Source organism: Paenibacillus sp. RS8, assembly GCF_041956825.1.
Lineage (GTDB): Bacteria > Bacillota > Bacilli > Paenibacillales > Paenibacillaceae > Paenibacillus_AQ.
Genome location: NZ_CP168131.1, coordinates 6888240 through 6902960 on the forward strand (window position 1 = coordinate 6888240; position 14721 = coordinate 6902960).

At 44.1% G+C, this 14721-nt stretch carries 12 protein-coding genes; 4 read left to right on the forward strand and 8 right to left on the reverse strand.

The genetic code is table 11. From position 1 onward, the window contains the following. The first annotated feature begins 139 nt into the window (after positions 1 to 139). Complete coding sequence (locus tag ACDZ28_RS32255) at positions 140 to 814, forward strand: DUF4097 family beta strand repeat-containing protein (RefSeq protein WP_339287704.1); 675 nt, start codon at positions 140 to 142, stop codon at positions 812 to 814. Positions 815 to 1094: 280 nt separating this feature from the next. On the opposite strand, the gene ACDZ28_RS32260 is transcribed toward ACDZ28_RS32255, so the two are convergent. Beyond that, positions 1095 to 2519 carry a class I SAM-dependent rRNA methyltransferase gene (locus ACDZ28_RS32260; RefSeq protein WP_339287705.1) on the reverse strand — a complete coding sequence of 475 codons (1425 nt, stop codon included), beginning with the start codon at positions 2517 to 2519 and terminating at the stop codon, positions 1095 to 1097. A 99-nt stretch (positions 2520 to 2618) separates the two neighbouring features. On the opposite strand from ACDZ28_RS32260, the gene ACDZ28_RS32265 reads away from it, so the two are divergent. Next, entirely contained in the window at positions 2619 to 3605 is a 987-nt protein-coding gene (locus tag ACDZ28_RS32265) for a Na/Pi symporter (RefSeq protein ID WP_339287707.1), read from the forward strand. A gap of 53 nt (positions 3606 to 3658) precedes the next feature. On the opposite strand, the gene ACDZ28_RS32270 is transcribed toward ACDZ28_RS32265, so the two are convergent. The 4 genes from ACDZ28_RS32270 to ACDZ28_RS32285 form a co-directional block, all read right to left on the reverse strand. Beyond that, the gene (locus tag ACDZ28_RS32270) at positions 3659 to 4489 is read right to left on the reverse strand and encodes an energy-coupling factor transporter transmembrane component T (protein ID WP_339287708.1); all 831 of its coding nucleotides are present in this window, start codon (positions 4487 to 4489) and stop codon (positions 3659 to 3661) included. Then, positions 4486 to 6192, reverse strand: coding sequence for an ABC transporter ATP-binding protein (locus tag ACDZ28_RS32275; RefSeq protein WP_339287709.1), 1707 nt, complete (start codon positions 6190 to 6192; stop codon positions 4486 to 4488). The genes ACDZ28_RS32270 and ACDZ28_RS32275 overlap by 4 nt, the downstream gene beginning before the upstream one ends. A gap of 110 nt (positions 6193 to 6302) precedes the next feature. Then, positions 6303 to 6872 carry an ECF-type riboflavin transporter substrate-binding protein gene (locus ACDZ28_RS32280; RefSeq protein ID WP_375103717.1) on the reverse strand — a complete coding sequence of 190 codons (570 nt, stop codon included), beginning with the start codon at positions 6870 to 6872 and terminating at the stop codon, positions 6303 to 6305. A gap of 144 nt (positions 6873 to 7016) precedes the next feature. Beyond that, positions 7017 to 9245, reverse strand: a complete 2229-nt coding sequence (locus tag ACDZ28_RS32285) for a hypothetical protein (protein WP_375103718.1) — start codon at positions 9243 to 9245, stop codon at positions 7017 to 7019. A gap of 209 nt (positions 9246 to 9454) precedes the next feature. Here ACDZ28_RS32285 and ACDZ28_RS32290 point away from each other — a divergent pair, with 209 nt between their 5' ends. Next, on the forward strand, positions 9455 to 10189 hold the full coding sequence (locus ACDZ28_RS32290; protein ID WP_341114526.1) for an AzlC family ABC transporter permease: 735 nt from the start codon (positions 9455 to 9457) through the stop codon (positions 10187 to 10189). Further along, on the forward strand, positions 10180 to 10506 hold the full coding sequence (locus tag ACDZ28_RS32295) for an AzlD domain-containing protein (RefSeq protein ID WP_341114527.1): 327 nt from the start codon (positions 10180 to 10182) through the stop codon (positions 10504 to 10506). The genes ACDZ28_RS32290 and ACDZ28_RS32295 overlap by 10 nt, the downstream gene beginning before the upstream one ends. A gap of 1140 nt (positions 10507 to 11646) precedes the next feature. Here ACDZ28_RS32295 and mtaB read toward each other — a convergent pair. The 3 genes from mtaB to ACDZ28_RS32310 all read right to left on the reverse strand — a co-directional run bounded on the left by mtaB (position 11647) and on the right by ACDZ28_RS32310 (position 14720). Then, positions 11647 to 12990: a tRNA (N(6)-L-threonylcarbamoyladenosine(37)-C(2))-methylthiotransferase MtaB gene (mtaB, locus tag ACDZ28_RS32300; RefSeq protein WP_042130364.1), complete on the reverse strand. Its 1344-nt coding sequence runs from the start codon at positions 12988 to 12990 to the stop codon at positions 11647 to 11649. 3 nt (positions 12991 to 12993) lie between these two features. After that, a complete protein-coding gene (locus tag ACDZ28_RS32305; protein WP_042130366.1) occupies positions 12994 to 13758 on the reverse strand; it encodes a 16S rRNA (uracil(1498)-N(3))-methyltransferase in 765 nt (254 codons plus the stop codon). Positions 13759 to 14036: 278 nt separating this feature from the next. Next, complete coding sequence (locus ACDZ28_RS32310) at positions 14037 to 14720, reverse strand: site-2 protease family protein (protein WP_375103719.1); 684 nt, start codon at positions 14718 to 14720, stop codon at positions 14037 to 14039. Position 14721: the final 1 nt, after the last annotated feature.

Sequence of the window (14721 nt, forward strand, 5' to 3'; positions counted from 1 at the left end):
GTAGACTTTTTCAAGATCATTTGTTCAACTCTACTGCTTTGTTGCATATCGGAACTTGTCTGCATAGCAGCTTAAGATTGGCATTGGTAGGACAGGCTATATTTAAAAGAAAAATGATTTAACGAAGGAGCGTTTTATAATGAAAAGTACTGCAAAAAAATCACTAACTACTATAGGCATATTGCTGACACTATTGATATCATTAGCAGGATGTTCCTCCGACTCCACTTCCATGGAGGAAAAAAATTACACCATACCTGCCCAAAAGATTGATACCTTAACAATTGATGTAAAAGATAAAAAAATAAATATCCTCCAATCTAAAGATGAACAAATTCATATTGTTTACTATGAAAGTGAGAAAGATTTTTACAAGATTGATCTATCTGACGATAAAGAACTGTCAATGGTAAGTGACAGTAATAAGGAATGGAACGACTATATCGGAGGAAAAGGCTCGCAAGTAACCAGAACTATTCAGGTATGGATACCTGATGCAACTTTAAAAAATTTGAGTTTAAAAACATCAAATGAAAGTATCGTATTACCAACAATCATGTTTTTAGGGACAGTGGAAGTAAACATAAATAACGGAAATATCCAACTGGACAAATTGAATGTAGGGACGGCTATAACCCTTGAAACAAAAAACGGAAATATTAGCGGTTCAATTTCAGGGTCATATGATGATTTCGCGATCTTAAGCAAGGTAAAGAAAGGTGATAGCAATTTGCCTGCCAATAAAGAGAATGGTTCGAAAAAATTATCTGCTTATACAAATAACGGCGATATTACCTTACAATTTTCTGAGTAGTGATGTACCCGAGGGCCAAAATTAAGCTTGATCGTGACTTCCTTCAAAATAAAGTATAAGCCGCATTACAGCGGCTTATACTTTCTGGATTACATTCGGACTCAGGAGTCGCTATTCATGAATTTCGTGCTGTTTTGGCAACTTTTCGGACTAAGCGGACAAATCTTGTTAATCCCGAATTCAACTTTTTCAGAACATAACAAAAAATCCGTAAAAGGAGACCTCAAATGAGGACTCCTTTTACGGATTAAAATCCATTACCTATATGTGAACAGCCAGCTTATTTCTTACTCCGCACTTCAAAAATTGCAAACTTCAGATAATGCCCTTCGTTAACGCCTAGAATCTGCGGATGGTCTTTCCCTGCGGCACGCCATTCCACAAGTCTCAATACTTTACCAGCATCTTTTGCTGCGTCTGCAATCGTTTCGAGGAATAGGTCCGGCTGCATGTGGTAAGAACAACTTGCGGTAACCAAATATCCACCTTCATTTACCAGCTTCATGCCATGCAGATTAATGTCCTTATAACCGCGGCATGCACCTGCTACTGCACTTTTAGTTTTGGCAAACGCTGGAGGGTCTAGGATAACTACATCCCAAGTTCTGCCTCCACCTGCTGTCATCGGTTTGGAGGTATCGGTTTTGGTTGCTTTGCCCCCAGATTTAGCATTTGTAGTCGCTGCTGTTGATTCTGTTCCGCTTGCAACCGTCGCCCGCTCTGAACGTTCCTCCAGCCCCTTAACCTGATTGCGCAGATAGGCAAAAGCATCATCCACTACAAATTCCACTCGATCACTAAAGCCATTCAGCTCCACATTGACCTTCGCACTCTCTATAGCATGAGCGGAAACATCTAGGCAGGTTACTTTTTTCGCGCCATATTTGCATGCATGCAGAGTGAAGCTGCCTGTGTGTGAGAAGCATTCCAGCACTGTAGCACCGTCCCAATAAGGGAAGGTTACGTGTTTACCACTCTTATTTACCGGCAAATTCTGTAGCGAGCCATCTTCTGCTTCGATTTCTTGCAGTGTTATGCCGCTTCGTCCACCCCAGCCCTTCATGAGTGGCGCAATGGATGCTCTATTCTCACGCTGATCAAAGAAATAACCTGTCTTCTGGCCTTCTTCGATATCTACTACCAGCTTCAAGCCATTCTCACTTACAGTAACATGCCGTGGACATTCCCCGTATAGCACCCCTGTAGTCTGCTCCATCCCTTCCAGCTCGCGCACGCTAACATCACTGCGTTCATAAATACCACGCGGTGCCATAACCTGTACAAGTGCTTCAACAATCTCTGTACGGCGCTTGTCCATTCCGAGTGTAAGCAGCTGCACAACTAGAATATCCCCGAACCGATCCACAATAAGCCCTGGTAAAAAGTCCGCTTCACCATATACCAAACGGTAAGCATCTGCTCCCGGCAGGAACCGATTTCTATGCTGCAGACAATTTTCGAACCGCTCAGCGAAAAAAGCGGTGTCCATGATAGCCAAAGGTCCCTGTGATACAATTCTCACCCGAATTTGTGATGCTGGATTGTAATATCCTACAGCCAGAAACCGACCTTGATGATTAAGGACATCAACCAATCCCCCTGCTTCCGGGTTTCCTTCTACTGATGCCACTTCACCTGCGTAGACCCATGGATGGCCCTGTTCTAGTCTCTTTTTGCGATTGCGTTCTAAAATAACCGATGCCAATGACTTCAACTCCCTGTTTTTCTAAAAATGATTTTATACATGTCCTACACGTTACTTTCATATATTGGTGTACAACCCTCGTCCAAAGGAGTATGCCCTATGTTCCGTGATCTGCTTTTCCCTATCATATATGGTCTTGTCATTTTTCTGGCTGGCATGAAGCTAATGGAAACCGCGTTGTCCAAGCTTGCAGGCCCTCTGTTAACTACAAGCCTGAATAGGGCTACCTCTACACCTATTAAAGGCTTGATCGCAAGCAGTGTATTGTCAGCCCTGCTTCAGAGCAGCACGGCTGTAACTGTGCTCACGATCGGCATGGTGAATGCCGGCCTGCTCACCTATGCCCGTACACTTGGCATTATCTTAGGCAGCAACATCGGCACCACTTTGACCACAGAATTGATCGGACTTCACATCAACTCCATGGCCTCCCCACTGCTGGCTGCCTCGCTGAGTCTGTGGGCAGCAGCCGTTATAGCTGGGGAATTACCGCATACGTCACGAGCGGCAGTACTGTGCCGGAAAATATCAGAACCGCTGCAATTCATCAGCCTGGCTGTATCAGGATTCGCTCTAGTCCTATGGGGAATCGCAGTCATGCAGTCCATCGGCGGGACACTTCAGGAGAGTGGCCTATTCCTCTGGTTCCTGGATCATGCTGCCACAAGTGTCCTGTGGGGACTAGCCGCTGGCGCCTGTCTAACAGCCCTGCTACATAGCAGTGCAGCGGTTATTGCCATGGCAATGAGCATTGCTGCCTCGGGTGCCATGCCCCCAGAGCTCGGCATAGCCATCGTGCTCGGTGCTAACGTCGGCACCTGCGTCACAGCTGTCATTGCTTCCATCGGCGGCTCATCATCTGGTGTCTTCGTCGCTTGGTCGCATGTAGCCCTTAACATTGGCGGAGCGTTGTTATTCCTGCCACTTATCGGGCCCCTACAAGCAACTGCTGCATGGATTGGCGGAGGGGTCGCCTCACAAATCGCCCATGCACAGACTATTTTTAATGTAGTATGCTCGCTAATCGCACTCCCATTATGTTACCTGCCTGTATGGTCAAGACTGGAGAAACGTCTTCAATCGTAACGATATACTGTAACGCCTAAAACCCAAACTTTCCACAACTGTACTATTATACTTCAATCGAAAATATTATAAAACCGCGATCCATCGTAAAATGTAATTACTGTCGAGGATATTGCGATCAGAGCGAATAAGATCAAGGCAATATAATCGTTTTTGGAGAACGGACGACTGCTGTACCAAGTCCGTTTGCTCTTAGTTCCAAAGCCACGTAATTCCATAGCCGTACTAATATTCTCAATTCGCTCAATGCTAGTCAGAATCAAGGGCATAAGAATCGAAATGATATTTTTAAGCCGCTTAGGCAGCTTTTCTTTTCGAGAGATGTCTATTCCTCGTGCCTGAGCAGAGAACGATATATTCTCATAATCTCTTTGGATATCCGGAATGTACCGCAGCGCGAGCGATACAGAATATGCGATTTTATAGTTCACACCAATCCGGTTTAAGGATGCTGCGAATTCACTGGGATTTGTGGTTAAAAGAAACAATAACGCCATAGGAATTACTACTGCATATTTAAGTGCAATATTTAATTGATAGAATAGTTGCTCCCATGTAACGGTATACCGACCTACAAGATGAACAATATCATGACGTGAACCGTAAACCTTCACACCTTCCAAAGGAGAGAAAATAAAGATAGCTATATGATTAAGAATAAAGAATATCAAGATAAAATATAGTACAAAGGCGTAATCCTGAAATTGAACTTTAGAGATTCTAAAGGCAATTAAACTAAATAGCAGCATCACTATCAGACATCTTGTATCATATGTAATCATCCCTGTCACAGACCATACTATAAATAAAATCAGCTTAGTGGCGCCTGTAAGACGGTGAATAGGTGAATCCTGCTTCGTAAAAGTTAACATTGTGGCCTTCATCCGCCCCGGCTCCTCCTATCATATGCAATAAATCTTCTTACAAACTCTTCTGGCTGATCCAATTGGGCCTTCATAGCCAATGTAAATAGTGAGGTTTCCTTTAAGTTAGCATTCCTTACTACTTCTATATTGGTTAATACTCGCTCTGGTCTGTCATCCGCAAGCTTCACTCCATCAGATAACACTACAGCTCTATCAGCATACTCCAGCATAAGATGCATATCATGCGTAATCATAATGACCGTCATTCCCTGCGCCCGCAGCGTGAGAAGGAATTCCATCATTTCGTTATAGTGCCTATAATCCTGAGCTGCAGTCGGCTCATCCAAAATGATGAGTTCCGGCTCTAGAATCATAATAGACGCAATAGTTACACGTTTTTTCTGACCATAGCTGAGCGCCGAGATCGGCCAGCTACGAAAAGCATATAGACCGCATATTTTCAAAACATGATGCACTCGCTCACGAATAAGCTCCTCTGACACGCCTCGTAACTTAAGGCCTAGCGCAACCTCATCATATAAGAGCGTCTTAGAAATCATATGATTTGGATTCTGCATCACGAAACCGATCCGCGCTGCCCGCTCCTTAATCGTATCCTTGGCAATGTCTCTTCCGTTCATCAGTATCGATCCGGAGGTGGGCTTATAAAATCCACAGATTAGCTTAGATACCGTGGATTTTCCTGCCCCATTTCGACCAGCAATACAAAGCATTTCTCCTTTATTGATGAAAAGGTTAAGCTTATGCAGCACAGGCTGATTTCTCACGTATCCAAAAGAAATATCTCGCAGCTCAAGTATAGGTGGACTATCCACCTTATCCTGTCGCGCATTATTGTTGTCATACCAGGTTTTAAGTTTACTTGAACAAGCCTCCAACTGAATATCGTTTATATGCTGTGGATTCATATCTGATGTAATCGTACAACCTGCATACTTTAAAGCCGCCAAATAAAGAGGTTCCCGAATACCTACCTCTGAAAGTAGCTCAGTGCTTAACAGCTCAGCGGAAGGCATATCCGCCGCTACGCGTCCGTCATGGATCACAATAATGCGGTCCACCACACGGTGCAGTACTTCCTCTAGTCGGTGCTCGATAATAATAACTGTCTTGCCGGTCTCTTTTTGCACTCGGTCAATGAGCTCTATCGCTTTTGTGCCGGTATATGGATCTAAGTTTGCCAAAGGCTCATCAAACAGCAGGATGTCCACATCACCAACCAGAACACCGGCTAAGGTTGTTTTCTGCTTCTGTCCGCCGGACAGTTCCTGAGGTGAAGATCCCAAATAATCTTGGATATCCACCGCTGTTGCCGCAACTACTACTCTTTCTTTCATCTCAGCCTGCTGAACCGCTTGATTCTCCAGACTGAAGGCGATGTCCTCTCCAACCGTTAATCCCACAAACTGTCCGTCCGGGTCTTGCAATACTGTCCCTATCTGATCCGACAATGCTGCGATACTTAGTTCTTTCTGCTCCTGACCCATAATTTGCAATGATCCAGACATTTCACCTTTATAGGCAAAAGGGATGAGTCCGTTTATACAATGAGCCAGCGTACTTTTTCCAGAGCCTGAGGGTCCTACGATAAGCACCTTTTCCCCTTCGGCAATCGTTAAGTTGATACCTGTGAGTGTAGGTTCTTGCTGTGCTCGATATTGAAAACTGAAATCCTTAAATTCAATCACTGCTTTTCTCATCCTTGACCTTCCTCTTAGCTTCGTTTGAAGATATTCACAACCATTAGATGTTCAATAGCCATAAAAAAGCCGGTGATCTCCACCGGCTTTTGGTTTGGATTATATGCTACTCAGGCTTCTCTGGTCAAGCTGCCTTGCTTCGTTCTTGTCTTAGCATATGCAATTGCAAGTAGTGAGCCAATCACTGCCACAGTGACTATATTGGATGCTCCGGCGATAAGTCCTTGAGTGAATACTTTATTCGCTGGTTCCGCATAGATTAGAATATCTAGTACAGGTGCTACTAAGAACCAGGCGATTGCATTCGCTACAATCTGAGCCAGATTAAAACGAATCAGTTCCTTTCGTCCGAACTCCCCATCATGAATCCCAATTCTAGCCACCAGCAGACCAATGACGAGACCAACAATTCCAGAAGCGATCACCCAACTGAACCAAGGGGAACCGTAAAAAATTGCATCCTTCAATGTATGGCCGATCAGGCCAATAAGTAATCCGGCAAACGGACCGTACAACAGTGCGAACAATGCTAGTAAAGCGTATGTAGTTTCAATGTTAGTGTTTGGAATTCCGGATGGAATCGAACCGAACCTGCCCAATATAACGAATAAAGCAGAACCGATACCAATCGCTACAATGGTCTTGATCGATAACACCTTTTGTTTTGCCATCTTTTTCATCTCCCCCAACGCGTCTTCTTTATTTTATGTGATTATACATCGGAATAGTCGGAATTACTATAGACTAAAATAAAAAAATCTGCAAAGCAACATGATGTTGGCTTTGCAGACCCCAAGATCTTTAATACAAATAGCTTGCTCTATCTATTTCACCGTAACGGTTACCGTCACTGTCTTGGTGCCAATCTTACCTTTAATAGATGCCGTCCCTTTGCTCACAGCTACAATTTGCCCGCTAGCAGATACTCTTGCTACAGAAGGCTTAGAGCTGGTCCACGCTGCACTTCCAGTAACAATGGCCGTCTTCCCCGTATCATACTGCGCAGTCACAACTGCATTCTGCACAGCTCCCGGAGCCATCTTCAGTCTATTTTCGTTAACAGTCAACTTCATTAGTTTAGGAACTACATTAATTTTGACACTAGTAGCAATCCCTTGATAAGAACCTGATAACGTTGCTGTTCCTTCAGCTATAGCTTTAACGGATGTACTTTTAACCGTTGCAACTGCCTCATTCGAGGACTCCCAGTTCATGCTACTAGAAATATTCCCCGTCTTGCCGTTTGAGTAGTAAGCCGTTACCTTTATAGTTTTAGAGCCTTTAATGTTCAGTTCGATCGCATTTGGTTCTACAACAAGCTTAGTAACCTTTTGTTCAATGGTCACCGGGATGCTGATCGTCTTATTAGCGTAGGTTCCCTTTAAAGTTGCAGAGCCCTTTACCAATCCTTTGATTACCTTGCCGGAAGCTGTTGTCTTGATAATTGCATTCGTACCAGTAATTTCCCATTCCATAGTGCCAGTAGCATCGAGTTCATTTCCATTTTCCATCACAGCTTTTACTTCAGGAACGGCCTTCTCTTCGCCAGTAACAACCACAAAGTTCTCCTCTGGTCCTAGCAAGATATGTACCTTATCCTTAACTGTAACACTCACTACAACACTTTTATCTCGGATTGCCGCCTTGGAGGAGGTAGGGTTCTCGGATTTTATTTTGCCGACAATATTAACAGTACCAGCTGCTTCAGCAACAAGCTTGCCGTCCTTGATGGTGGCGATCTCATCGTTGGCAGAAGTCCATTCGATTTCTTGACTGAGATCTAGCTTCGTTTCGTCCAGCTTGGTTCCGTTTACCTTTGGCAAACTTACGGAATCCTCTGTGAAAATATCCAGCTCCATCTTATCAGCTTCCAGGTTTGTAATCGTTGGATATACAGTTACTTTAAAGCTCTTACTAACGCCCATATGTTCTGCTTTAACAGTCGAAGTTCCCACTGCTTTTGCAGTGACTGCTGCAGTATCACTTCCCGCAGTAACCGTTACCGCGAGCTGATTGTCTGAAGTCCATACTGCACTACCCGATACATTCGGAGTGGAATTCGCAGCATCCCGAACCTCTGCTTTAACGTTCAAACTCTCACCCATGAACAAGAATTGATCGCCTGATGGGGTTAACATTAATGCCTCAAAAGGAGCACGTACATATACATCCACTGTTTGTGTAATTCCCAGATAAGCTACTGTAATTACAGCTTTTCCTGCAGATAGGACTTTAATTTCTCCCTTATCTACCGTAGCAACACTTGTATTAGAAGAAGACCATTCCGCTTTCGCGGTAATATCATTTGCGATCGATTTTGTAGTCTCTTTGGTATACGCAGCTACTTTCACCGGATTATCGCCAACGAGCATTTCAATTTCCTTAACAAGGATATCATCATCATTCTTAATCTCAATCCCGGAATAAGGCAATTTAACTACTGCTTTGAAGGTTGCTGTTAAGTCCTTGTATTTAGCAGTAATGGTTGAAGTACCTTCACCTGCCAGGGTAATCTTACCTTCTGCAATCGTTAATACGCTTGTATTGGAGCTGCTCCAAGTGGTATCAGCCGTTACATCCTTTGCAGAAGTCGCTGTATCGCCACCAATTGCATTGGCTTTAACCAGCAATTTATCCTCTTCATCACCCAACTTATAGTTCCCCTCGGAGCTATATTCGAGCTTCAATTCTTTGATCGGATGTGAAACCTCTACTTCAATAGTAGCTAACGCATGATTATAAGTAGCTGTAATAATAGCTTTCCCGCTATCTATTGGAGTCAATAGACCATTTACTACTTTTACAGCGTTAGTGTTAGAAGAATTCCATACCACTGCGCCAGTCACATCTCTTTTGGAGGAGGATCCTTCCACATTCGCATATACCTTCAGTTGCTTTGGCGTTTGTCCAACCGTAAGCTGCACTTTGGCTGAGCTTTCGAATTCGATCGAGTTGATGTCGCCGGTAGCTGCAAAGACACTTACCGGAAAAACCGCAGTAGCTAACAATATCATGATGAGGAGCATTTTCGTCATTTTCCTGTACACAGTCATTTGTTCTCTCCCTTAGGCTATAATGTCGTTTGGTGGTTTAAACCCACACTCTTTTACTTATATCGACAATTGTACACCAAGTGTTTACCCTATAACTCCATAAAGCCAAATTCAGGACTTTCAGACTAGATGAAAAGGTAAGGGTTGATCAATATATAAGGAAGTAATATGCTAGCTACTACATTCTTTATTGAACCAAGGGGGTTACGATGAGTTCAGAGAACGTTCAACTAGAGGCAATCCCTTCTTCAAAACAGGAAGATGGCTTCCTTAAAGGGGTAAAAGATTGCATTCCCACACTACTCGGTTATTTGAGCATCGGACTTGCCGCAGGGGTTGTTCAAAAGACTGCCGGACTCAGCATTGCTGAGATTGCCTTAATCAGTCTGATTCTTTACGCGGGATCAGCTCAGTTTATAGCTGCTGGAATGATAGCCGTAAGCAGCTCGCCTGCGGCCATTATCATTACGATTTTTATCGTTAATCTTCGTCATATTTTGCTCAGCGCAGCTCTTTCACCTTATTTCCGACATCTTACCCCACTGCGAAATATGCTGGTTGGTTCTTTATTAACCGATGAGACCTTCGGTGTAGCCATCAATCAAACCTTGAATAAAGAGCGAATCAGTGAACAATGGATGCACGGACTTAATATCACCGCTTATTTAAACTGGTTTCTTGCAAATATAGCCGGTGCTTTTTTGGCCCAGTGGATTTCAGATCCGGATCAATTCGGTTTGCAGTTTGCGTTACCCGCCATGTTTATCGGCATCCTTGTGATTTCCATGATGGACCGCAAAAAAATAAGACTTGATTTAGTTGTCGCAATCCTTGCAGTGATCATAGCTATAGGAAGCTCCTTCCTGTTCTCCAGTAGTGTTGGAGTGATTATCGCAACAGTTATTGCATCTACAATAGGGATGGTGTTTGAAAAATGGAAGTAAGATGGGATGTTCTGCTGATCATTCTGGGGGCAGCTTTGGTGACCTTCATTCCAAGGGTGGTTCCATTAATGATTCTAAGCCGTTTTGAATTACCAGAATGGGGAATGCGCTGGTTAAATTATGTCCCTATCTCTGTCATGGCGGCATTAATAGGTCAGGAGATCTTCTTGAATGATGGAAAATTCTCACCTATAGCCAATAATATTGAGCTTTTTGCAGCAATTCCTACTTTTTGGATCGCGATAAAAACCCGGAGTTTACTCGGCACTGTACTGGCAGGTGTAATTTCAGTTATGATTTTGCGGATGGTTTTTTGACCATGCAAGGGACCCCAAAAGCCATGAATTGCAGTGGCAGCTGATGCAACCATCTCTTATCTGACTACTTCTTGGCACTACGCGTAAGAATTCGTTATCTGGAGTAGCTCATTATTTGGAGTTTTATTTGGTGTTTTATTAGTACTTTAATTGGTGGTTTTTGGGTGCATTTTATGCACTCCATTTGGGTCACTATCGAACCTCCCTTAGTCGCTGTTGGCATAAAAACATCAAATACATCAGAAGTTTCGTATAAAACAACTTTTCTGCGTAATGGATCATGATTCATCATGCCAGTTTCGTCCATAAAAGTGTTAAAAAGATGACATAGTACAAGTCATTTATTGTGATTGTAAGCGAGAGCTTCTCTTTTAGCCGTTTCGCGCCATTCGGGCGTTATTTGGGGGATTTTTACACCTCTTTTAGCCGGTTCGCACCTTCCGGTCGTTATCTGAGGGATTTATACACCTCTTTCAGCCGGTTCGCGCCATTCGAGCGTTATCTGGGGGATTTATACACCTCTTTCTCACATTTCCCACCTTTCGGGTGTTATCTGGGGGATTTATACACCTCTTTCAGTCGTTTCGCGCCTTCCGGGCGTTATGTGGGGGATTTATACACCTCTTTCAGCCGTTTCGCACCTTCCGGGTATTATCTGGAGGATTTATACACCTCTTTCAGCCGTTTCGCGCCTTCTGAGCGATATCTGGGGGATTTATACACCTCTTTCAGCCGTTTCGCGCCATTAGGGCGTTATCTGGGGGATTTATACACCTCTTTTAGCCATTCCGCACTTTTCGGGCATTATCTGGGGGATTTATACACCTCTTTCTCACATTTCCCACCTATCGGGCGATACGGGCACAGTTTTGGCCTACTTTGTAAAATCACTGCTAATTTATGTACCACTTTCCCAAGAAAATTTTCCTTGGAGTCCGCAAGTATGCTCAAATGGATAAAAAGCATGCTAGTAATCCCATAGAGAGCCGCAAGATTAGGAGAGATCTATGCCTTTCTCATATAGCAGCTATGCCTCGGCTATGCGGCTGCATTCCTCAGCCAACGCCAAAAACACAAAAGAGCAATTCTCCATTAACGGGAGAATTGCTCCTTTGCTGTCTTTTAACTAACATCTATTCCTTAACGAACCGCCTGCTTAAGACCGCTCTGACTTACCCCGATCAATTCGCCTCGGCATTCATTCACACCAGCTTCGGTGATCTTCACATCACAAAGTTCGCCTTGAAGTGAATCCTCACCCTCAAAGAACACCTGTAAATAGTTATCACTGAAACCATGTTGCGTACTGCGACCCGGCGCACCCTTGGCTGATCTTTCTGGAATTACGCTAAGCGTCTGTCCAACAAACTTACGGGCATAAGCTAATTGCATCTCTTCAGATAGATCAATCAGTTCCTGAACGCGTACATTTTTGATCTCCTCGTCGATCTGATTCTCCATCCGTGCTGCAGGTGTACCTGTCCGCTTGGAATAAGGGAATACATGCATCTCGGAGTAATTTATAGCTTTCATGAAATCGTAACCTGCACGGAACATCTCATCGGTCTCACCCGGAAATCCAACGATAACGTCAGTGGTAATTCCCACATCTGGCATCGCCTGGCGGATCAATTGCATTTTGGCGTAATACTCTTCGGTCGTATATTTACGGCGCATCGCCTTCAGCACATCATTATGTCCGGCTTGTAGCGGGATATGCAGATGACGGCACATTTTGGAGGAACGGTTCAGCACCTCAAGCAGCTTCTCATCAATCTGACTAGCTTCGATAGAACTGATACGTACGCGTTCCAGTCCATCCACCTTATCTAGATCCCACAGCAAATCGGAGAGACGGTAATTATCCAGATCATCGCCGTAACCTCCGGTATGAATACCCGTAAGTACAAACTCCTTATATCCTGCTTCTACCAATTGATGCGCTTGAGCGACAATGCTTTTGGGATCACGACTGCGGGACAGCCCCCGCGACCATGGAATGATACAGAAGGTGCAGAAGTTGTTGCAACCATCCTGAATCTTCATAAACGCACGCGTCCGATCCGCAAAGCCTGGTACATCCATCTCTTCGAACTCACGTGTCTTCATAATATTACGCACAGCGTTAACCGGCTGGCGTGAGGCTTCAATGTTCTTCACATGCGTCATAATCTGATCGCGGTCCTGGTTACCAATAACAAGATCGACTCCGGGAATATCTAGAATCTCCCCAGGCGAAGTTTGCGCATAACAGCCTGTTACGGCTACGATAGCCTCCGGATTACGGCGCACGGCACGGCGGATCATTTGACGGCTTTTTTTGTCACCTGTGTTAGTTACAGTACAAGTATTAATCAGATATACATCGGCGGGACCCTCGAAATCAACCTGCTCGTAACCTTCATTTTTAAATAGCTGCCAAATGGCTTCGGTATCATAGAAATTCACTTTACAACCTAAAGTATAAAACGCTACGGATGGCATCTCTTAAGCTCCTCCCATTTCTCCAGATTCATATAAAATACAAGCAGCGGCAACCATGCCCGCTGTCTCACAGCGCAGAATACGCCGACCTAGTCCTACGGATACTGCCCCGGCTTCCTCTGCTTTTTGGCATTCCTCCGGCGTAAAGCCTCCCTCAGGACCTACTACTACCATTACCTTCCCACCAGTCTCTGGCGAGAGCGATGCTAACCAAGGCGCAACACTGCTACGAAGCTGCAAGCCTTCCTCTTTTTCATAGCAGAAATAAACGGCATCATACTCGCTAAAAGTCTGCAAGAGCTGTTTCCAAGAAAGAGGTGAAGCTACAGCCGGAACGATATTCCGGTGAGCCTGTTCGGCAGCTTCCTTACAAATTTTACGCCAGCGATCCAGTCGTTTGCTTTCCTTACGCTCGTCGTATTGCACTATTGTGCGCTCTGACAGAAAAGGAACAAAGCTCACAGCACCAATCTCTGTGCACTTCTGAATGACCGTTTCCATCTTATCAGCCTTAGGCAAGCTCTGAGCTACTGTAATTTTAATTCGAGGTTCATGCGTCATCTCCAGAGACTCCAAGATGTTCACAGTGACCTCCCCAATTTCAATCTGCGCAATCTCTACTAATGCCTCACGGGAAACACCATCGCTCACAATAAGCTTGTCCCCTGCCTTACCACGCATCACTTTAGCAATATGACGGGCATCTTCCCCATCAATTCTCACGGTATCCGCACCAAACTGCTCCGGTGTAACGAAATATCGCTGCATCTCATCATCATCCTGTTCTTGAATTCAGTAACAAATATAAACGCCTTCGGCATCCTTATAAGGACGGTAAGCGTTTAATCAAAAAATATAAGAAATAAAGTATAACGTGAAACTTATCCCTTATTATATTTGAAGAAACGGCTTAGTCGCCCTTATAAGGACGTCACCCGTTTCTTCAAGAAATATAAATATGGCTCAGGCGAAAATCAACTATCAAATTTTGATCAAATTACATAATACAATGTTTGACAAAGGTTGAACAGACTTCATTCCTTGCCTTAGCTGCCAAAAATTCTTAGTGACAGCTGTACAAATGTTCTCGACATTTCACTAGCCCAGATTGCTAGCGGATCAATCGTATACGTCCGTAGCCCAGGAATAAACAGAATCAATAAAAAGAGGAATACAGCCCATTGTTCAAACTGCTGTAATTTGCCGCGGATCGAACGTGGGGCGATATCTTCCACAATCCGATAGCCATCCAGTGGCGGCAGCGGAATAAGATTGAACAGAAACAGAAAGAAGTTCCATTGAATGAAGGTGCCAAAGAATAAGTATACAGCCTCGAGCATGCGATCATTCGAGATATTATCTAGAACTCCAGTTGCCGCAAGTGCACCGTATATTATAGCACCAATAATTCCTAAGAGCAGGTTACTGATTGGTCCCGCAGCCGACACGATGACTCCCATGAGACGAGGATGACTAAAGTTATCGCGGTTTACCGGAACCGGACGTGCCCAACCGAAGCCGGCAACTAGCAGGAGCAAAATACCAAAGAAATCGAAATGAACAGCAGGATTAAGCGTCATACGGCCAAGTAATCTTGCTGTTGGGTCACCAAACTTATTTGCGAAATAAGCATGACTGAATTCATGTACTGTAAAAGCAATTAAAATCGTAATCAGCAGGAAAGGAAGCTGATCTAAATCTACTCGAATTATATTTTGTAATATATCCATC

What these genes read in the sequence shown, in the direction of transcription:
- ACDZ28_RS32255 (WP_339287704.1), top strand. Translation starts at nt 140, where the DNA reads ATGAAAAGTACTGCAAAAAAATCACTAACTACTATAGGCATATTGCTG.
- ACDZ28_RS32265 (WP_339287707.1), top strand. Translation starts at nt 2,619, where the DNA reads ATGTTCCGTGATCTGCTTTTCCCTATCATATATGGTCTTGTCATTTTT.
- ACDZ28_RS32270 (WP_339287708.1), bottom strand. Translation starts at nt 4,489, where the DNA reads ATGAAGGCCACAATGTTAACTTTTACGAAGCAGGATTCACCTATTCAC.
- ACDZ28_RS32275 (WP_339287709.1), bottom strand. Translation starts at nt 6,192, where the DNA reads ATGAGAAAAGCAGTGATTGAATTTAAGGATTTCAGTTTTCAATATCGA.
- ACDZ28_RS32280 (WP_375103717.1), bottom strand. Translation starts at nt 6,872, where the DNA reads ATGAAAAAGATGGCAAAACAAAAGGTGTTATCGATCAAGACCATTGTA.
- ACDZ28_RS32285 (WP_375103718.1), bottom strand. Translation starts at nt 9,245, where the DNA reads ATGACTGTGTACAGGAAAATGACGAAAATGCTCCTCATCATGATATTG.
- ACDZ28_RS32290 (WP_341114526.1), top strand. Translation starts at nt 9,455, where the DNA reads ATGAGTTCAGAGAACGTTCAACTAGAGGCAATCCCTTCTTCAAAACAG.
- ACDZ28_RS32295 (WP_341114527.1), top strand. Translation starts at nt 10,180, where the DNA reads ATGGAAGTAAGATGGGATGTTCTGCTGATCATTCTGGGGGCAGCTTTG.
- mtaB (WP_042130364.1), bottom strand. Translation starts at nt 12,990, where the DNA reads ATGCCATCCGTAGCGTTTTATACTTTAGGTTGTAAAGTGAATTTCTAT.
- ACDZ28_RS32305 (WP_042130366.1), bottom strand. Translation starts at nt 13,758, where the DNA reads ATGCAGCGATATTTCGTTACACCGGAGCAGTTTGGTGCGGATACCGTG.
- ACDZ28_RS32310 (WP_375103719.1), bottom strand. Translation starts at nt 14,720, where the DNA reads ATGGATATATTACAAAATATAATTCGAGTAGATTTAGATCAGCTTCCT.